Here is an 18,974-nt window from a genome sequence, read left to right on the forward strand (position 1 = left end):
GCCTTAAACTGCGCTCTTCAAATCCCTTTACTAAAGGCTTTAGCGATGACCTTTTCCTACACCTTCGATCCCGTTATTATCCGTGAATACGACGTGCGTGGCACGGTCGGCAAGAACTTGGGGCGTGAGGACGCTTTGGCGCTTGGCCGCGCCTTTGGCACAATGATCCGCCGCGCTGGCGGCAGCAAGATCATGGTGGGCTATGATGGCCGCACCCATTCGCCGATGTTTGAAGAGGCCTTAGTCGAAGGTCTGATGTCCACGGGGATGGCGGTCACGCGCGTTGGCCTTGGCCCGACGCCGATGCTCTATTTTGCGACGTACCAAAATGATGCCGATGCGGGCGTGATGGTGACAGGCTCACACAATCCCCCTGATCAAAACGGGTTTAAGATGCTTATGGCTCCGCGCCTTGTCGGCGGCGGGCCTATCTATGGCGACAAGATTAAAGCTCTGGCCGAGATTGCAGCCAAGGGCGATTTTGAAGTTGGAGAGGGGACGTCCCAAACGTTGGACGTAAGCGAAGCGTATATCGAGCGGATGCTGAAAGACTTCCAAGGCACAAAGGGTCTTCATGTCGTTTGGGACAACGGCAACGGTTCAGCGGGCGATGTTCTGGCGCGTCTTGTTAAGCGTCTTCCCGGTAAGCACACCATTTTGTTTGGCGAAATCGATGGAACCTTTCCCAACCATCACCCCGATCCGACCGTGCCGAAAAACCTTATCGATTTGCAAAACGCCGTCATCGAGCAGGGTGCGGATATGGGTATAGCGTTCGATGGCGATGCGGACCGCATCGGCGCGGTGGATGGGCAAGGGCGTATCCTTGCGGGTGATCAATTGGTGGCGATTTATGCGCGGGAAGTGCTGAAAAGCTTCCCGAATGCGACGATTATCGCGGACGTTAAGGCCTCGCAGGTTCTGTTTGACTCGATTGCCAAGGATGGCGGCAAGCCGCTGATGTGGAAAACGGGCCATTCGCTCATTAAGGTCAAGATGGCGGAAACCAAGTCGCCGTTGGCGGGCGAGATGAGCGGCCATATCTTCTTTGCCGATAAGTATTACGGCTATGACGATGCGCTTTATTGCGGCGTGCGCCTCATGTCGCTGGTGGAGACGTTTGGGCAGTCGCTCGCCGCTCTGCGTGACACGCTGCCGACGATGATCAACACGCCGGAGCTTCGTTTTGAGGTTGATGAGGCGCGTAAGTTTGCCGTGGTGGATGAGGTGAAGGCGAGCCTTGTCGCGGCTAAGGCGAACGTTGATGACACAGACGGCGTGCGCGTTTTGACGGCGGATGGCTGGTGGCTTTTGCGCGCGTCGAATACGCAGGCTGTCCTTGTCGCCCGCGCCGAAGCCAAAGATACGGCGGGGCTGGAGCGGCTTAAGACGCAACTGGTTGAGGCTTTGGCCGCCAGCGGGATTGCGCCACCAGCGTTCTGAAAATCTTCTATACCTGAAACGGGTCAAGAGATGGTGTCATTGGGACAAACCAAACGGGATGCCCGCTTTCGCGGGCATGACGGGTTTTTTGTTTTAAGTTAATCCTATATGCGTCATCCCCGCGAAAGCGGGGATCCCGTTTTCTTTTGACTATCTTGCCCAATTATCCCAACTCTTAAAGTGGAAAGGATATAATGAAGCGGGTCGGAGTGGGTGAGGGGATCGGTGAAAAGGAGGCCGTGACCCATCACAGCACGCGAAGGCGACCGTAGTCGCGCCTCCTTTTACCTTTGAATGCCTAAGGCGAACCCGAGGTCAAAGGATCCGCCTCTCTCTACTCTAGGCAAGGAGAAGGGTAGCGCAGCGGGGCGGGCCAAGTCAACCGAATGTTCTTCTTTTGTTCAAAACTATTTCTTCATTTTAAAAGAACGCTTGCGAAACTAATCGATTGAATCTATTGAAATAGATATGAATGACGTTAACGAAAAAAAGCTTGCCAAGCCCTTGGCGTGGATCGACGCGGTTTTGCCCTTTCAGCTAGAAGGCAGTGCTTTGCGAGGCCGTTTTGTGCGCCTTGGCGGGTCCATCGACACGATTTTGCGCCAACATGATTACCCCTTGCCCGTTGCGCGTCTACTGGCCGAGATGACGGCGCTTGCGGCGGCGTTAGGAACGGCGATGAAGTATGAGGGCGTCTTTACGATCCAGACCAAGACCGATGGCGCGGTGCGCATGATGGTGGCCGACGTGACCTCGGACGGCGCGGTTCGCGCCTATGCCCAGTTCGATGAGGCGGCGGTGGCCGAGGCCAGCGCCAAGGAGGGCGGCAGCCTTTTGGGGCGCGGCCATCTGGTGCTGACGCTTGATCAAAAGCTGGGCGAGGAGCGCTATCAAGGCGTTGTGCAGGTCGAGGGCGATGATCTGACGCAAGCCTTCCAGTTGTATTTTAAGCAGTCCGAGCAAATTCCGACAGGCCTTGTCGTTGCCGCGCATCGGGATGAGGCGGGCGTTTGGCAGGCGGGTTGCCTTATGATCCAACGCATGCCGCGTGAGGGCGGGCTGGCGGTCATGCCCGCGACGGATACGGCCATTGAGGATGACTGGCTTCGCGCCATGGCGCTTATGCAGACGTGTTCGCCGGATGAGCTGACGGATCCGTCCTTGGCTGCGCCAGACCTGCTTTTCCGCTTGTTTCATGAGGAAGGCGTGCGCGTTTATGAGCCGTTGGCTCTGCGGCACGAATGCCGTTGCTCGCGTGACAAAATCGCGGGCGTTCTGGAGGGCATGCCGCCGGATGAGCTAAAGGCGATGGCGCAAGACGAAGGGCACATCGCCGCGACCTGTCAGTTTTGCAGCAAGACCTATCGGTTTGGTGTGGACGAGTTAGCTGCGCCTGAGCCTGTTCAGCCATCCGCCTAGGCAGACTGGCGACATGCGCAAAAGAATATCGTCGCGCTCAAAGAAATGGTGAAGCAAGGCCGCGCCGGTATGGATGCCGACAAGCAGAACAAGAAGCCCAGCCAGCGATTCATGGCTTTCTTCGATCAGGGTGTAAAAGAAGCCGTCTTTTGCCACAAGATCAAGAAGGGGGAGGTTGGGAACGGGCCATAGGCCGAAGAGTTGAATGCCGTGGCCGCTCATGGAAACCAGAGCCCATCCTGACAGGGGAATAACAATCAGCAGCGCATAAAGGCCTCTATGCGTAAGCCTCGCCGCCCAAACTTGCCAGCGGGGCATGGATGCGACGGGCAGCGGTGGCGCATGATGACGATAGAGCCAATAAAGGCGGAAAAACGTCGCCAAAAGGATCAAAATACCGATGGTTTTGTGTGTGGTGAACAGCGCACGCCGCACGTCAGGCGGCCAGAAATCTTCACCCATGACACCGCCCAGAACCAACATGAATCCTATGGCCAATACCGTGCCCCAATGCAGAGTCTTGGCAACGGGATCATAGATTAAAGATTGTGACATGGCTTTCCCTCCTTAGTTTAAAGCAAATTCCATTTGAATAATCTTAACATATCGCGTCATGCCCGCGTAAGCGGGCATCCCGTTTGTTTTTTTTTAAAGAAAACGAGACTCCCGCTTTCGCGGGAGTGACGGAATAAAGAATTTACGTCAGGAGCTTACCATTTATAGTGCGCGGCGAGGTTAAAGATATTTTCGGAAGAATCGTCGCGGAAGAAGTCGTGTTCATACTGCGCGGCGAAAGTCCAATCGTTGGCTAGCGCTGCGGTTAGGGAGGGGTTCACGTTGACCCAATCGCGCGATTTCTTGGCGCCCTTGGTTGTGAAGCTTGAGCCTGCCAGATTGGCGAACTCGGCCTTGATGGTGGATTGGTCGTCGCCAAGCTCGTGATTATAGCCAACGCGCAGAGCGGGCAGGAACACGCCGCCATTGCTCATCGCATAGGGCATAGAGCCGCCCATGCCAAGGCTTGCGATGGCGGAGAGGTCGCTTGTGCCCTTAACCTTCAGGTTGAAATTGCCAGCCCCGTCTTCTGTGAAGCTGCCAAAGTCGGCATAAGCAAGTCGCAGGCCAGCATAAGGCCCATATTTCAGGTTCTCGTGCTTGAAGTCATAGCCTGTTTCGGCTTTGCCCGTGAATTGGAAGCCGTCGGGGGAGGCCGTGGCTTTGCGTGTTGTGTCATTGCCCGCCAAAATCGTGCGCTGGCTGTCAAGGCTGTGATACCCCACGCTGATAAAGCCATCCACATAGGCGTTGGTGGCATAATCGGTCGTGCCATAGGCGGACAGCGCCACGCTATCGGCCTGTAGATCGCCAAGGCTGGCTGTCGTCAAACTGCTGTGGGCATAGGTCAAAGCCAGCCCGACATAGCTATTATCCTGAACGCGGTAGTCCATACCCGCCGTGATCCCCGCGCGGACGGATTTGGCTTTGGCGCCGTCTGTTTGGAGTTCATCGTGGCCAAAGCCCGCTTGGCCGGAGACAAAAGTTCCCCAACGACGATCAGCATTGATGGGGGTGGCCTCAAGCGGCTCTTGCGCCAAAAGGGGAGTCTCATCCGTTTTCGTGGTGGTGGTCAAAGGCGTCAGCGTGGCGTGGCTGTCTTCGTCATCGGAAAGCCAAAGATAGGTTCCTGCATCGGTTGTTGCCCGAAGGGGGACAAACTGGCTCTTTTGAACAGTGTTGGCCTCTTTTGCCACAGGATCATTGACCATCGCGAAATGATTGGTCTGACGGAAGCGCAGCGTCGATGAGGTGGTTTTTGAGACGGGGGCGGCTATGGCTTCGTTATCAGAGGAAAAGTCAAAGAGTGAAGACGATTGAGCTGGCTCCGGCTTGGCAACGGGCTTATTCGGCGCATCATCGTCTGGGCCATAAATGACGGGGGGCACAGGGGCGGCTTGCGGCGCGGGAGCCACAGAGTCAGCGGGGATAACGTTATAGTTCACCATGTTGGACAGGGGTTGTCCGGGATAGTTGGCGATAGCCTTTTTGTCTTTTTCGCGCAAAGTCGGTTGGGTGTAGCGCGGATAAAGGCCTTTGGCCGAGTCAAAGGTATGGCCAGAGCCACCGACTTCTCCGGCCCAATTCACGATATCGCGCCCTGTGCGGTCGGCTTGGTTCAAAAGGATACGCTGACGAACGCCTTGTGTGTCGCGCGTTGTGGCGTTGGCCGCGCCCGCGCCAATAGAAATCTTGCGCATCATTTCGTCATATTGGCGCTCAACCCATGTGCTCGCGGGCTTGGGCGGCTGAGGATCTTGATAAACGGCGGGGTTGTAAAGGCGATAATGGTTGGTCGTGCCGTGGGTTGAGGTGGCGGCTGGCGTCGGCTCTTTAAGGCGCAAATCGTGCAGCGGTTCGTCAGATTTCTGTAAATCCGTAAAAGGCGCAGGGCGGGTGGCTGCAACACGGCGCGTGGCAAGGCGGTTCCCTTCGCGCAAGGAGCGAAGCCGTGACGTGATGGCGCTGTCTGTGCTGGCGGCTAGACCGCTTGCGACGCCTTGCATGTTATAGGCCGTTGTCGGCAGCATGGATTGAAGAGAGGCGGCCTCGCCGCCGCCGATAAACAGGCGGTTGTAATCCGTGTCGAGGGTTGATCCACCCGCAGCGGCGCTTCCATAGGTGTCGAACACTGTGCCGACCGTGGTTTGATCTGGCGTTTGCGCGTAGTCCGCTAGGGAGGTGCTGGCCTGCGCGGTGCAGGGAGCCAAAGCCCACAAAAAGGCCAGAACGGACAGGGACGAAACGCGGGGGTGAGCCATAGAAAACCTCGTGCGACACGAAAAAGGGGCGATGAGAAAGAATCCCCTCGACCCTAAGGTCTTTGCCTCCTCCTGTCCAGCGATTCGAATCGGTTAGGGGGATGGCGTTTTTGCGGCTTGAATGGCCGTAAGGGTTTGGCAAAAGCGGGTCACAACGCCTCGCGCTTTTTCTTTCGAAGCAGAGTTGGCCAACGGATACCTAAGTATTTCGTCGCTTACGCTTTCAAGGCGAATAGCTGGATAGTCGTAGGCGGTAAAGAGCGCTGGATTGATAAAACGGTCAACAATCCTTCTTAAATCTGTGCCTAATGGCTTCATGTTAAGGCAAATCTCTTCGCGTATTTTATAAAAAGATTCGTTTCCGGCGGTTTCGCTCGTTGCGCCGTGGCGCGCGCAAAGTTCTTCAAAATAGTCCTTCCATAAAGTGACGATGTCCTTGGCTTCATCGACGGGGTCTTTTTTGAAAGGCAAGCGAAAGCCAGCAAGGCCGCGATTCAGCCAGTGCTTCATCGTTTCGCCGTAAAACATAAGGTGGGCTTTTGTCGCCTTATCATACAAAACAGCCGCATCACCCATGCCTTGCAAGGGAATAGTAAAAGCCGATTGTAGGACATAAACGGTCAGTCGTTCATTGCCCATGGAAAAGCCTTTCGCATAGCTTCCGTCCCGAACAGCAATAGATAAAGCATCGGTGTTTGATCGCGTTGAGTAAGATCTGTGGAAAAAATTGGAATAATCACTTTGAAACGGGCGACCCACGTCCGCTTCACGAAGGGAGCTGACAACTTCCCAGCGTTTATAATTCTTATAACGGTCTTTGCTATGTATAGGATAAGAGAGCATGAAAATCTCCGTCAAAAAAAGAATAGCGATCCCGCATCTTAAGCGAGTGGTGAGAAGCCCTTCAACATATATTTATGGTTAATAGCCTAAAACGTCAGCTTCCCCATTCGCTCAACCGCCTGTGCCATGCGCTCTTTGGAGACGGTGAGGGCGAAGCGAACATAGCCTTCCCCCGGCTCGCCAAAGCCGCTTCCCGGAGTGGTGACAATGCCCGCTTCTTGCAGCAAAAGTGCAGTGAACTGCGCCGAGGTCATGCCCTTGGGCGTGGCGCACCAGACGTAGAACGTCGCGCGGGGAGGCTCGACCTTCAGCCCCAGTGCTTGCAGACCGCTCACCAGAACATCGCGGCGCTCGGTATAGATCGTTTGCATGGCGGCGATGCTGCTTTGATCGCTGTCCAGCGCGGCGATGCCTGCCTCTTGCACGGCATTGAACGCGCCGGAATCGATGTTGGCTTTGACTTGGCCAAGCCCGTCCAGAATCTCGGCATTACCGATGGCAAAGCCAAGACGCCAGCCTGTCATGTTAAAGGTCTTGGACAGTGAGTGAAACTCAACCCCCACATCACGCGCGCCCGCGACTTCAAGGAAGCTGATCGGACGATAGCCGTCATAGCCCATTTCGCTATACGCTGCATCATGGGCGATGATGATGTCGTGATGCTTGGCAAACGCCACGACTTTCTCAAAGAATGAGGCATCGGCGGTCGCGCCCGTCGGATTGTTGGGATAGTTCAGGAACATAATCTTCGCTTTTTGTGCCACATCCTCAGGGATTGCGTTCAGATCGGGTAGATAATTATTCGCAGCCACAAGCGGCATAAAGTGCGAGACGCCGCCCGCGAAAAGCGTGCCGGAGTGATAGACGGGATAGGCTGGCGTGGGGATGAGCGCCACATCGCCCGCATTCAGGAAGGCGAGCGGAAAATGCGCGATGCCTTCTTTGGAGCCGATAAGCGTGACGACTTCGGTCGCGGGATCAAGCTCAAGGCCAAAGCGGCGCTTGCACCACGCTGCCGCGCTTTTGCGGAACGCGCCCATGCCAGAGTAAGAGGGATATTGGTGATGTTCGGGGTTCTCGGCGGCTTTTTGCAGCGCCTTGACGATAAAAGCGGGTGTCGGTTGATCGGGATCACCAACGCCCAGATTGATCACGTCCACGCCCTTGGCCGCCACTTCGGCCTTGAGCCTATCGATTTCCTTAAACAAATAAGGGGGCAGGGCTTGAAGACGGGCGGCTTTGGGGTGAGGCATGGTAAAAATCCTGTTGCTAGAAAAACGGTGAATTCTTTTTCCATCCTATCATCCGTTTTCTGCTTGGCGAAAGAGGAATAACGTGGTTAAAAATGAAAGGCCTAGGAATAGAGGCCGTGACATTTGATTGAGGAAAGAAATCTGTTAGCATTCCGTTAGCGACTGATTCTAGTCCGTCCGCTTGATAACCCGAAAAGTTTTTCTCCGCTATGTCGCATAAACCAAAGAGAAACAAACAGACGCGGCCAAAAAGTTTTCGGGTTTTCAAGTTGACGTGGTATCTAATGCGTTGATCAAAGGGAAAAGGCGGGCCATGAGCTCTACGACCAAAGACAAGAATTTGACGAATGATATTCTGATTGTCGATGACGAAGCCGACATCGGCCTTTTGATTGAGGGTATCTTGAACGATGAGGGTCTTAAGACCCGTAAGGCGATTAGCGCCGAAAAAGCGCTGGGCGAGATCGCTGCGCGTCGCCCCAATCTGGTGATCCTTGATATTTGGCTGCAAGGCAGCGGCATGGATGGTCTGCAGCTTTTGGACCGTATTGTGCGTGACCATCCCGATGTGCCCGTGATTATGATCAGTGGCCATGGCAATATCGAAACCGCCGTCTCGGCCATTAAGCGCGGCGCGTATGATTTTATCGAGAAACCCTTTAAGGCGGATCGTTTGGTCTTGCAGGTGCGTCACGCGCTGGAGCATGCCCGCCTGAAGCGTGAAAATCAGGTTTTAAAAGTGCGTGCCGGATCGGATATCGAGCTGATCGGCAAATCCAGCGCCATGGCGCAAGTGCGCCAAGTGATCGACCGCGTCGCGCCCACGGGCAGCCGCGTGATGATCATCGGCCCTTCAGGTTCCGGCAAAGAGGTTGTGGCGCGCGCCCTTCATGAACGCTCACGCCGCGTGGCGGGCGCTTTTGTGGTTATTAACTGCGCCGTTTTGCGCCCCGATCAAATCGAGGTTGAGCTGTTCGGCACAGAAGGCGATGCTACAGGGCAAAACCGCAAGGTTGGTTTGTTTGAGCAAGCCCACGGTGGCACACTTTATCTGGATGAAGTCGGCGATATGCCTCTTGAGACGCAGGGCAAGATCGTGCGCGTTTTGCAAGAGCAGGTCTTTTCCCGTGTGGGGGGCAATGCACGTGTTGAGGTTGATGTGCGCGTTGTGGCTTCCAGTAATCAGGATTTGCAAACGCAGATGCAGGCCGGAAAAATTCGGCAAGATTTGTATTATCGCTTAAGCGTTGTGCCGATTGTCATTCCGCCCCTTTCGGATCGGCGTGAAGACATTCCCATGCTTTCGCAACATTTTCTGACACGCGCCGCCGAGGTTTCCGGCCTTGCGCCGCGCACGCTGGGCGAAGATGCCCAAGCGGCACTGCAAGCGTATGCTTGGCCCGGTAACGTTCGCCAGCTCCGCAACGCAATGGAGTGGCTGTTGATCATGGCGCCGGGAGAGGCCGAGGACCTTATTCGCGCCGATCAGTTGCCACCCGACATTACGGCGGCGACGCCCAATGTTTTGAAGTGGGAAAAGGGCGGCGAGATTATGACTCTGCCCTTGCGCGATGCGCGGGAGATGTTCGAGCGCGAGTATCTTTTGGCGCAGGTCACGCGCTTTGGAGGGAACATTTCGCGCACCGCGAATTTTATCGGCATGGAGCGATCGGCCCTGCATCGCAAGCTGAAATTGCTAGGCGTTCATGGTGGTAGCGTACTTGAAGCTCCCGCTGAGATTGTCGATAAGGCGAGCTAATCGCGAACGGTTCTGACGGTTATTCCCTTTGTTTTTATCCTCGAAAGGCGATGCCATGACTCCCCAATCCCAAGACCCCTCGTGCAACACAAAGACGGAAACGAAAGCCCCCTGTTGCTGCTGTTGTCAAGGAAGCGCACGCACTCAGAAAACGATGCTGGTTGTAACTGGCCTTGTTCTTATTGTGCTGGCGTTGGCCTTTCTTTGGAAAGGAGGACATTCTCTTTTTATAGGCATGCAAGATGAGCGTGCCCATAAGGTTTTTAACGCCGCGTTGACAGAAGTCTTTTCGTCGCAGGACGTTTCTCTGGTTCGCAAAGATGGGAAGACTTTTAAAATCAAGGCCGAGATCGCTGCGACGCGTGAGCAACAAGAACAGGGCTTGATGCTTCGTGATCATGTGGAGGAAAGTGAAGGGATGCTTTTTACCTATGTCCAACCTCAGCGCGTTTCTTTCTGGATGAAGAACACACTTATTCCTTTGGATATGCTTTTTATTGGCCCTGACAGCGCCATTATCAAAATAGTCAAAAACGCCACACCGAAAGACGAAACCCCTATTCCCTCGGACGGGTTTGTTCTGTCTGTGCTGGAGTTAAAGGGCGGAGAAGCCGACCGTATGGGGCTAGCCGTTGGCGATAAACTGAAGTGACAGAAGGCGCGACAACAGAAGGTAGTGCATTTATCTTTGCCTACACAACGACGCCGACCTATGAAAAGGCCCGTGAGATTGCGCAGGATGTTGTGGAACGCGGTCTGGCTGCTTGCGCCAACATTATACCCACGATGACATCGGTTTATTGTTGGCAGGGGAAGGTGGAGGAGGCGCAAGAGGTTGTCTTGATTCTCAAAACGGCGCGCGCCCGTTTTGAGGAGCTGTCTGCGCGTATTAAGGCTTTGCACCCCTATGAGTGTCCTTGTATTATCGGATTACCTTTGGCTGCGGGATCGTTGGAGTATCTGAATTGGATGCGTGTCGAAACGGAAGTGGCCTTGTAATGTATCAGGAGATTTTATGACTTATAAGAATCTAAATGAGTTCTTAGGCGAGTCCGCTAAGGTTATGCAAGCGGCAGCGACGTCGTCTATGGAAGAAGCACTTGAGAAGGCCACGGATCTGTGCGTTGACGCTTTAAAAGCGGGCAAGCCTCTTCTTGTGTGCGGCAATGGCGGAAGCGCTTCGGATGCCATGCATATTGCGGGTGAGCTGGTGGCGCGGTTTTTAAAAGAGCGCAAGGGGCTGAATTGCATTTGCCTGTCCTCTAACCCTGCGATGATCACAGCTTGGGCGAACGATTACGATTATGATTCCGTCTTTGCGCGGCAGGTTGAGGCGTACGGGCAAGGTGGCGGCGTCCTTCTGGCGATTAGCACCAGCGGCAATTCGAAGAATGTGTTGCAAGCCGCGCAAAAAGCTAAGGCGATGGGGCTTGCCGTGATCGGCTTAACGGGCGGTGGGGGCGGTAAGCTTGCGCCTTTGTGTGACGTTCTGCTTGATGCGCCCTCGACCTTCACGCCGATGATCCAGCAAGTGCATTTGTGCCTGTATCACTATTTGTGCGAGCAGATCGAAGCGCGGATGATCGGCGCTTAACCCCTCATCAACTTTGCTGATCGAACAGTTTTGTCGATAGGTAGCGCTCGGCGCTATCTGGCAAAAGAGCGACGATAATCTTGCCCGCCATGCTGGGGCGCTTGGCGAGTGTGAGAGCGGCGGCGACCGCCGCGCCCGATGAAATACCAGCCAAAATTCCTTCTTTTTGAGCTAGTTTTTGCGCGGTTTGGATCGCCTCTTCATCGCTGACGGAAACGATTTCATCGACAAGGGCAAGGTCAAGGTTGGCAGGAATAAAATTGGCGCCGATGCCTTGAATTTGATGGGGCTGAAATGTGCCGCCTGATAAAACCGGACTGCCCGCAGGTTCGATGGCAAAAATCTTGATCAAGGGGTTGTGCGCCTTAAGGCCTTCGGCGACGCCTTGCACGGTTCCGCCTGTTCCCACGCCTGCGACAAAAGCGTCAACATGGCCATCCGTGTCTTGCCAAATCTCTTGCGCCGTTGTCGTGCGGTGAATGGCAGGATTGGCGGGATTATCAAACTGTTGAAGCATTACGGCTTTAGGATTGGTTCTGACAATCTCTTGGGCTTTTTCAAGCGCTCCGGCCATGCCGTCTTTGGCGGGGGTTAGAACGATATGGGCACCAAGATGGGCCAGTAACTTGCGTCGCTCGATTGACATATTATCGGGCATCGTGAGCGTTAGGCCATAACCACGGATTGCGGCGATAAAGGCCATCCCAATGCCCGTGTTACCAGAGGTCGCTTCCACCAAAACTGATCCCGCCTTAAGCCGTCCGTCTTTTTCGGCTGCCTCAATCATGCCCAGCGCCGCACGATCCTTGACGGAGGAGAGGGGATTAAAGAATTCCATTTTCGCCAGAACGGCTCCAACGCATCCGGCTTCGGCGGGGAGTTTGTTCAGGCGAACAAGCGGCGTTCCGCCGATGGTTTCCGTTATGTCCGAATAGATTTTCCCGCGTGCGCTGCTCATGCGTCTTTTAGCCGATCAGCTGGCGCTGGTTTCGCGCCAGCTGGTAAGCCAGCGGTTAAACTCTTCGGGCGGCATCGGTTTGGCCATATAGAACCCTTGGGCAAAATCGCAGTTTCGCTCGGCCAGCATGCGCCATGTCCGCACGTCCTCAACCCCCTCGGCGATAACTTTCAGGCCAAGGTTATGGCCCAGATCGATGACCGAGTTGACGATCACGGTGCAGTCGCGGTTGTTGACCATGTCCATGACATAGCTCTTGTCGATTTTCATTTCGCTGAACGGCATGCGTTGCAACTCGCGCAGCGAGGAATGCCCCGTTCCGAAATCATCGATGGACACGCCAATGTTGCGAATGCGCATGCGTAACAGAACGTCCATGGTGCGGGTGACATCGCGCATGGCTTCCGTTTCCGTGACTTCAAGGACAAGTTTTTCTGCCGGAATTTGGTGTTGCGCGCACATCTCGGCGATGCGGTCGGGCAAGCTAAGCTCCAGCAGGGATGAGGCGGTGACGTTGACCGAGACGGTCAAATTTTCTCCGGCATGATGCCACTTGGCAACTTGGTGAATGGCGGTGGTCAGGACATGCTCGGTCATCGGGGGCATAAGGCCCTCTTTGACGATTTCGTCCAGAAACTCGGAAGGCGGCAGAATGCCGCGTGTGGGATGAGCCCAGCGGATAAGGGCTTCGGCCCCTTTGACGCGGCGCGTGGCCAGTTCAATGACGGGCTGATAATAGAGGATAAGCTGCCCCAGCGCTAAGGCTTGCGCGATGTCAGCGCCGACGACGCCCTTGTTATTTCCCGCCGCCAATTGATCAAGCGTGGCGCGTAGGGATTCAATCTCGATAGGTTTTTCCAAAGCGGCGACAACGTCAAGGCCATGCGCGCTGCCAAGGCGGCGGGCACTGTTCAGGACGCGCGTGTCGCTACCGCTCATCAAACAGATTTTCGCGTTCTTCACGCGATCCACAAGGACTCGTAAAAGCTCAACGCCATCCGTTCCCGGCATCATAAGATCCAGCATGATCACGTCAGGCTTAAACTCATCCAGTTTGTCCGCGACCGTGGCGGGCGAGCTGGTGGTGGCGACTTCAAACCCACGGGCTTCGGCAATCTCGGCGATCGTTTCGCAGATATCTTCTTCGTCATCGATGACCAGTAAACGCATTGTCGGTTCCTTGTGCTCAGCCTGCTGTTTCAGGCGGTGGGGCGGGGAGGTGTGATTCGCCTGAGCCTAGTGTGCTCTGGCTTTCGTTTTCCTTCAACAGTTTAGAGAGGGCCTTTTGTACATCGGCAAGGCGATAAGGCTTTTCAATAACAGGTACGGGCGTTTCACTCAAGAAGGCGTTGACATGAGGAGACAGCGTATCGCCCGTTACATAGATGATTTTGTTTAAGTATTGGGGCAGATTTTTCTTAAGTTCCGCATACATTGTCGGGCCATCCATCACGGGCATCCGCAAATCGCTGATAATAACGTCAAAGGGCTTTTTCCTAAGTTTATCGAGGGCAATCGCGCCATTGGCCGCCAAATCAATGTCATGACCTTGGGGATCCAACAAATCCGCCAAGGTTTGGGCAAGCTCCACCTCGTCATCAACAAGAAGGATTGAGAGTTTGCCGTAGGTTGTTTCCTCGTTAGCGGGGGCGGCTTCCTCTGGCAGTTGGTCGAGGGAGGCCACGGGCAATTCGATGGTAAAGGTCGCGCCGCCGCCCTGTGTGTCCTCAAGACGCATCACGCCGCCATGATTTTCGATAATGCTTTGACAAAGGGCTAGCCCGACGCCCGTGCCGCCGACGCTGCCCTTGGTCGTGAAGAACGGTTCAAAGATACGCTTTTGAAGCTCAGCGGGAACACCGGGGCCCGTGTCGATAAAGGATAGGACAATGGGCCCTCCCTCACGCAGGGCGGAGCGAATGGTCAGGTTGCGTGCCCCTTCAAAGTTGCGCATGGCTTGCGCGGCGTTGAGAGCGAGGTTGGTGAAGACTTGGGTTAATTGATCGTCATCGCCGACGATAGAGGGTAAGTTGTCCTCAAGCTCCAGCTTCAGTGTCACGTTTTCGTTACGGAATTGATAGGTGAGCAATTCCAGCGAGGCATGGATAATGTCGTTAAGCGCGACGTTTTTGTGCTCTGGCGCTTTGCGCCGCGCCAAGGAAAGAAAGCTTTTCACGATGCGCGAGCAACGATCCGCGGCCTTAAAGATTTTCTCGGCGCGTGTTTTTGTTTTCTCTTCCTTTTGGTTTTCCATGAGCAGGGTCGTTTGCCCCATAACGACGGACAAAGGATTATTCAGCTCGTGCGCGACGCCAGCCAAAAGACCGCCTAGCGCCGCCATCTTTTCGCTTTGTTGCAACGCTTCTTGCTGCATGGCGATTTTGACTTCCGCTTTCTTGCGTTCGGTCAGGTCATAAAGACCGATGACCATCGCCGCTTCGTTCTGATAGTTGATGCGTCGTGCCGATAACGCGGCGGGCAGGGGGTCGCCATCGCCTCGCGACAGCATCACTTCCTTCATATTGACTTCTTGGCCTGAGGTAATGGCCTCATGAATCTCTTTTCTCTCCAGCGCACGCACTAAAAAGCGGTCTAGCGTATGGCTGATCAACGTGGCATGCGGAAGACCCAGCAGGTTTTCGGCCCCTGGGCTGGCATACAGGATGGCGTTGTCCTGTAGCTTGATGATGAGAACGGGGACTGGGTGGGCCTCGGTAATGCTGCGGAACCGCACCTCGCTGGCGCGAAGGGCTGACTCGCTGCGTTTGCGTTGCGTGACGTCGCCAATCGATCCTACCAGACGCTGGATATGGGTCGAGTTTGTTGGCTTAACAGCCACCATTTTGGTGTGAATCCAATGCATCTCGGCATTGCTGTAGCGCACGCGGTATTCAAAACTTACGGTCGAGGTTCCGGCGGCGTACTTCAGCTTACGCAAAGCTTTCATGATCAAAAGGCGATCCGGCGCATAGACAAGACTGAGCCATTCCTTAAAGCTTTTGGGGCTTAACGGGCGTGGTAGATTGGTGATGCGACGAAATTGTTCCGAGATATAAAAGGTATTGAGGTTTCGATCCCAATCGAAAAGACCTTCGTTGGAGCCTCGCGCCGCTAACGAAAAACGCTCGTTACTGACCTCCAGCGCCTTTTCTTTTTCTTCCTGACGTGTGGCGAATTGTCCGGCAATAACGATGGCGAACATCATCGCCGCAATAGCATATCCCATATACATAAAATTCTTGGCGGTATCCAAACTGTCGATGAGTCCTAAATCATACAGCGGCATGGCCATGGAGCCGACCAAAAAGGCCGTAAAGGCCGTTAAGTGGCTTAGGGCTCCGTTGACTCCCATTTGCAGCGTTATAAGGCCGATGGCCAATGCTAAAGAAACGGACAAGGATCCTAAAGTGGGGAGGATAAAGCGCACATCGCTACTAAGTGAGGCAATAGCCAGAACCAGAATCTGCGTTAGGGCAAAGACGATAAGTGGCGTTTTCATAAAGGGCGTGTTGGTATCGACCTCTAGGAAGGCGTAGGTAAAAAGGAGGCTGAAAAAAAAGGATAGGATCAGGCTATAGTTTTGCAGCAGGCTGACCATGTTGGCGCTGTAGATACCCATAAGTTGAAGCATGGAGTCATTCGTGCTGGCCATATTGATGCCGAGGCAGAGCAAAAGCAGCATCAGAAAGATTTGACTGCGATCACGAATAACAGCCCAAATAAAAAACAGGTACATCGCCGCCGTCATCATCACGCCGATGAAAAGCCCAAAAACAAGATCGGGGGTGTGATTGACAAAAAGGGGCGCAGCCGTTTCCTGTGGAAAAACACTTGGCATTGAGGATTGGAGCGTTTGGGAACTATTCGCAAAAACAGGAGGAATCATAAGAAAAAAAGCCCCCCAAAAGGCAGCCCCAAGCCTTAGGGCGCGCGTCTGTAAAAGGGTGCGCCACAAAGTATTGGGGAGTAGAAGGGTTTTTTTGAGTATAAACACAGATGATAGGCCGTTTTCTAATAGAGCGTTCACTTTATTGTAGAGTTGAACTTGCTAAAAACTTCCTAAGACGCGTCCATTGGAATCAACGCGTTATAAGAATAAAAACTGGCCATCTGTTTAATATCCTGTTAACGTCCCGCCCACCTTTTGGATTCCCCTTTTTTCATTGTTAACGAGGACGTTACGACCATGACCGAGAAACCTGCCCGCATCACCGATGAAGAAGCCCTTGCCCTGCACGCCAATGGTCGCCCTGGTAAGCTTCAGATTATGCCAACCAAGCCGCTGGCCAATGCGCGGGACTTGTCTTTGGCTTATTCGCCGGGCGTGGCGGCTCCTTGCTTAAAGATTCAAGAAGATCCGTCTAAGGCCTATGACTATACGGCCAAGGGAAACATTGTCGCCATCATTTCGAACGGTACGGCTGTTTTGGGCCTTGGCAATCTGGGGGCTCTGGCGGGTAAGCCCGTGATGGAAGGCAAGGCGGTTTTGTTCAAGCGCTTTGCGGATATCGACGGCATTGATCTTGAAGTCGACACCGAAAATGTTGAAGAGTTCATCAACTGCGTGCGTTTTTTGGGGCCTTCCTTCGGTGGCATCAACCTAGAGGACATCAAGGCACCGGAATGCTTTGAGATTGAAAAGCGGTTGGCGGCCATGATGGATATTCCCGTTTTTCATGACGATCAGCATGGTACGGCGATCATCGCCAGCGCTGGCCTTTTGAACGGGCTAGAGCTTACGGGTCGCAAGATCGAGACGACCAAGATGGTGATCAACGGCGCTGGCGCGGCGGCGATTGCCTGCGCCACGTTGTTCAAAAGCATTGGGTTGAAGGCTGAAAACATCATCATGTGTGACACCAAGGGCGTGATTTATAAGGGACGGACGGAGTCCATGAATCCTCATAAAGAAGCCTTTGCTGTTGAGACAACGGCGCGGACGTTGGCCGAGGCTGTTGCGGGCGCGGACGTTTTCCTTGGCCTTTCAGCCAAGGGCGCGATGACGCAGGACATGGTGAAAAGCATGGCGGCCAAGCCCCTTATCTTTGCGATGGCTAACCCCAATCCCGAAATCACGCCCGAAGAAGTCGCCGCTGTTCGTGACGATGCGATTATGGCGACGGGACGTTCGGACTATCCGAACCAGATCAACAACGTCCTTGGTTTTCCCTATATTTTCCGTGGAGCGCTGGACGTTCGCGCCTCATGCGTCAATCAGGAGATGAAGATTGCGGCGGTCAAAGCCATCGCGGCGCTAGCGCACGAAGAAGTGCCCGCCGAGGTAAAGGCGGCCTATGAAGGGCGTGATCTTGTTTTTGGGGCTGGTTACATCATCCCGACGCCGTTCGATCCCCGCATGATGACGCGTGTGCCACCCGCCGTGGCGCAGGCCGCCATGGACACCAAGGTTGCGCGTAAGCCTTTGACCGATATGAATGCCTATATAAAGGTTTTAGAGGCTCGTCAGCGCGGTTAACCCAATCGTAACGCTCTTGGCCGTATACATAATCGGTTATATTTCCGAGGGAACCTCCCTCGGTTTGCGGTAAGGACGTTTGTTTCATGGGTTTAGTAACGCAGGAAGAGCTTGAGCCTATGCTTGGGCTGCATGAGCGGTTCTTGAAGGGGCTTAACAACTCCCATCGCCTTGATTTGACGATGGCGCACGCGCGCAATCTTGACTTCTCCAAACGTCTCCTCAGTGAGGGCGACTTTGTCGGCTCGATCATGGATGGCAGTTGTTTTGCGGAAAGCACCGTGCAACGCGCCAACTTTTTTGGGGCGAACCTAAACCGCTGTGATTTCCAGAAGGCTGATTTGATACAGGCGGATTTGCGCGGGGCGCATATGCGGGCCGCTGACTTTACCGGTGCGATCCTGACCGAGGCCAATTTTGGGGAAGGCTCGCTTTTGCAACGCGGCGGTGACGGGGACATCGCCCCCGTTCACGATCAAGGCAGCCAAAAGTCACGTATGAAGGATACAGTCTTTCGTCATGCCTCGGCTGAGCGCGCACGTTTTTCTAGCGCTGTGGCGCTTTCAACGGATCTTAGCTTTGCCAACTTTCGCGGCGCGAAACTGTCGGGCGTAAACTTTGCAGGCAGCAATCTGCGCGGTGTTTCCTTTTCCCAGGCGGATTTGAGTAACTGCGATTTTTCGGGAACCAACATGAACTCGGTTATTCTCAGCGGCGCGATCCTTAAGGGCGCGACGTTTGAGAAGGCTGACCTAACCGCCAGCGTCATCGATATGAGCGATTATTCGCATGTTTCCGTGATGACGGATAAACTGCCTCGCAATCTGGAGCATTTGGATATCGAGATTCAAGAAATCCTTTCCAATCATCATTTATGGATTAGCTCAATCGGTAGGCAGGGGGCTCAAGCCGATCTGTCGGGTGTCAATTTGGCCTCGGCGGTATTGAATGGCGTTCAGTTGCAAGCCGCTAATTTGAAGAATGCGCTGCTGCGCCACGCGTCTTTTAATAGCGGGACGTTTTCTATGGCCGATTTGTCAGGCTGCAACGCTGCTGGCGCACAATTCCTTAAAGCGGATTGTCGTGGCATCAACTTTTGCGAAGCGGCTTTGGAAGAGATCGATATGCGTGAGGCCAATTGTTCGCCCATGTCGATTATGACGGGTTTTTCAGGCTCGCGTCCTGTCAGTTGGCCTGCTAATTTTTCACAATGCAGCCTTCGGTACAGTAAAATGAATGGGGCCAACTTGAGCTTTGGCAACTTTGAAGGGGCTCTCCTCACGCATGCTGATTTGCGCGATGCCAATCTTGAGGAAGCGAACTTGGTCGATGCCGATCTAACAGGCGCAGATTTGCGTGGCGCCAATTTGAATAAGGCAGATACGCGCGGCGCTATAGGTTTATGAGGGAATT

The 18,974-nt window shown here is 54.2% G+C and carries 15 protein-coding genes; 8 read left to right on the forward strand and 7 right to left on the reverse strand.

The window, feature by feature from the left end; translation table 11 throughout:
• Positions 1-45: 45 nt before the first annotated feature.
• Positions 46-1,443: a phosphomannomutase/phosphoglucomutase gene (locus tag WC612_03040; GenBank protein ID MFA6279753.1), complete on the forward strand. Its 1,398-nt coding sequence runs from the start codon at positions 46-48 to the stop codon at positions 1,441-1,443.
• Between the two features lie 468 nt (positions 1,444-1,911).
• Positions 1,912-2,862 carry an Hsp33 family molecular chaperone HslO gene (locus tag WC612_03045; GenBank protein MFA6279754.1) on the forward strand — a complete coding sequence of 317 codons (951 nt, stop codon included), beginning with the start codon at positions 1,912-1,914 and terminating at the stop codon, positions 2,860-2,862.
• Here WC612_03045 and WC612_03050 read toward each other — a convergent pair.
• The 4 genes from WC612_03050 to WC612_03065 form a co-directional block, all read right to left on the reverse strand.
• Positions 2,827-3,417, reverse strand: coding sequence for a cytochrome b (locus WC612_03050; protein ID MFA6279755.1), 591 nt, complete (start codon positions 3,415-3,417; stop codon positions 2,827-2,829). The genes WC612_03045 and WC612_03050 overlap by 36 nt on opposite strands.
• 155 nt (positions 3,418-3,572) lie before the next feature.
• A complete protein-coding gene (locus WC612_03055; GenBank protein MFA6279756.1) occupies positions 3,573-5,678 on the reverse strand; it encodes an autotransporter outer membrane beta-barrel domain-containing protein in 2,106 nt (701 codons plus the stop codon).
• A 93-nt stretch (positions 5,679-5,771) separates the two neighbouring features.
• Positions 5,772-6,317, reverse strand: coding sequence for a hypothetical protein (locus WC612_03060; protein MFA6279757.1), 546 nt, complete (start codon positions 6,315-6,317; stop codon positions 5,772-5,774).
• A gap of 290 nt (positions 6,318-6,607) precedes the next feature.
• Positions 6,608-7,774 (reverse strand): LL-diaminopimelate aminotransferase, encoded by a 1,167-nt coding sequence (locus WC612_03065; protein MFA6279758.1) that lies wholly within the window; start codon positions 7,772-7,774, stop codon positions 6,608-6,610.
• A gap of 313 nt (positions 7,775-8,087) precedes the next feature.
• Here WC612_03065 and WC612_03070 point away from each other — a divergent pair, with 313 nt between their 5' ends.
• Genes WC612_03070 through WC612_03085 form a run of 4 tightly spaced genes read left to right on the forward strand, consistent with a single transcriptional unit; the run spans position 8,088 to position 11,127 of the window.
• Positions 8,088-9,533 carry a sigma-54 dependent transcriptional regulator gene (locus WC612_03070; GenBank protein MFA6279759.1) on the forward strand — a complete coding sequence of 482 codons (1,446 nt, stop codon included), beginning with the start codon at positions 8,088-8,090 and terminating at the stop codon, positions 9,531-9,533.
• Positions 9,534-9,588: 55 nt separating this feature from the next.
• Positions 9,589-10,185 (forward strand): DUF192 domain-containing protein, encoded by a 597-nt coding sequence (locus tag WC612_03075; GenBank protein MFA6279760.1) that lies wholly within the window; start codon positions 9,589-9,591, stop codon positions 10,183-10,185.
• On the forward strand, positions 10,182-10,532 hold the full coding sequence (gene cutA, locus WC612_03080; GenBank protein ID MFA6279761.1) for a divalent-cation tolerance protein CutA: 351 nt from the start codon (positions 10,182-10,184) through the stop codon (positions 10,530-10,532). Before WC612_03075 ends, cutA begins: the two co-directional genes overlap by 4 nt.
• A 16-nt stretch (positions 10,533-10,548) precedes the next feature.
• Positions 10,549-11,127 (forward strand): SIS domain-containing protein, encoded by a 579-nt coding sequence (locus tag WC612_03085; protein MFA6279762.1) that lies wholly within the window; start codon positions 10,549-10,551, stop codon positions 11,125-11,127.
• A 7-nt stretch (positions 11,128-11,134) separates the two neighbouring features.
• Here the strand turns inward: WC612_03085 and cysK are convergent, their stop codons facing one another.
• From cysK to WC612_03100, 3 genes are read right to left on the reverse strand one after another with little or no spacing between them, the layout of a single operon-like run.
• The gene (gene cysK, locus WC612_03090; protein ID MFA6279763.1) at positions 11,135-12,085 is read right to left on the reverse strand and encodes a cysteine synthase A; all 951 of its coding nucleotides are present in this window, start codon (positions 12,083-12,085) and stop codon (positions 11,135-11,137) included.
• 15 nt (positions 12,086-12,100) lie between these two features.
• Positions 12,101-13,255: an EAL domain-containing response regulator gene (locus tag WC612_03095; GenBank protein MFA6279764.1), complete on the reverse strand. Its 1,155-nt coding sequence runs from the start codon at positions 13,253-13,255 to the stop codon at positions 12,101-12,103.
• A 16-nt stretch (positions 13,256-13,271) separates the two neighbouring features.
• Positions 13,272-15,923: an ATP-binding protein gene (locus WC612_03100; GenBank protein ID MFA6279765.1), complete on the reverse strand. Its 2,652-nt coding sequence runs from the start codon at positions 15,921-15,923 to the stop codon at positions 13,272-13,274.
• 348 nt (positions 15,924-16,271) lie between these two features.
• Between WC612_03100 and WC612_03105 the strand changes: the two genes are divergently transcribed.
• Both WC612_03105 and WC612_03110 read left to right on the forward strand, forming a co-directional pair.
• Positions 16,272-17,561, forward strand: coding sequence for a malic enzyme-like NAD(P)-binding protein (locus WC612_03105; protein MFA6279766.1), 1,290 nt, complete (start codon positions 16,272-16,274; stop codon positions 17,559-17,561).
• An 86-nt stretch (positions 17,562-17,647) separates the two neighbouring features.
• Positions 17,648-18,967, forward strand: a complete 1,320-nt coding sequence (locus WC612_03110) for a pentapeptide repeat-containing protein (GenBank protein ID MFA6279767.1) — start codon at positions 17,648-17,650, stop codon at positions 18,965-18,967.
• Positions 18,968-18,974 lie beyond the last annotated feature (7 nt).

The sequence above is a fragment of the Bdellovibrionales bacterium genome (assembly GCA_041662785.1).
Lineage (GTDB): Bacteria > Pseudomonadota > Alphaproteobacteria > UBA9219 > UBA9219 > UBA8914.

Excerpts from the sequence above, each read along its gene's own strand:
- WC612_03040 (MFA6279753.1), top strand. The coding sequence starts at position 46 with ATGACCTTTTCCTACACCTTCGATCCCGTTATTATCCGTGAATACGAC.
- WC612_03045 (MFA6279754.1), top strand. The coding sequence starts at position 1,912 with ATGAATGACGTTAACGAAAAAAAGCTTGCCAAGCCCTTGGCGTGGATC.
- WC612_03050 (MFA6279755.1), bottom strand. The coding sequence starts at position 3,417 with ATGTCACAATCTTTAATCTATGATCCCGTTGCCAAGACTCTGCATTGG.
- WC612_03055 (MFA6279756.1), bottom strand. The coding sequence starts at position 5,678 with ATGGCTCACCCCCGCGTTTCGTCCCTGTCCGTTCTGGCCTTTTTGTGG.
- WC612_03060 (MFA6279757.1), bottom strand. The coding sequence starts at position 6,317 with ATGGGCAATGAACGACTGACCGTTTATGTCCTACAATCGGCTTTTACT.
- WC612_03065 (MFA6279758.1), bottom strand. The coding sequence starts at position 7,774 with ATGCCTCACCCCAAAGCCGCCCGTCTTCAAGCCCTGCCCCCTTATTTG.
- WC612_03070 (MFA6279759.1), top strand. The coding sequence starts at position 8,088 with ATGAGCTCTACGACCAAAGACAAGAATTTGACGAATGATATTCTGATT.
- WC612_03075 (MFA6279760.1), top strand. The coding sequence starts at position 9,589 with ATGACTCCCCAATCCCAAGACCCCTCGTGCAACACAAAGACGGAAACG.
- WC612_03085 (MFA6279762.1), top strand. The coding sequence starts at position 10,549 with ATGACTTATAAGAATCTAAATGAGTTCTTAGGCGAGTCCGCTAAGGTT.
- cysK (MFA6279763.1), bottom strand. The coding sequence starts at position 12,085 with ATGAGCAGCGCACGCGGGAAAATCTATTCGGACATAACGGAAACCATC.
- WC612_03095 (MFA6279764.1), bottom strand. The coding sequence starts at position 13,255 with ATGCGTTTACTGGTCATCGATGACGAAGAAGATATCTGCGAAACGATC.
- WC612_03100 (MFA6279765.1), bottom strand. The coding sequence starts at position 15,923 with ATGCCAAGTGTTTTTCCACAGGAAACGGCTGCGCCCCTTTTTGTCAAT.
- WC612_03105 (MFA6279766.1), top strand. The coding sequence starts at position 16,272 with ATGACCGAGAAACCTGCCCGCATCACCGATGAAGAAGCCCTTGCCCTG.
- WC612_03110 (MFA6279767.1), top strand. The coding sequence starts at position 17,648 with ATGGGTTTAGTAACGCAGGAAGAGCTTGAGCCTATGCTTGGGCTGCAT.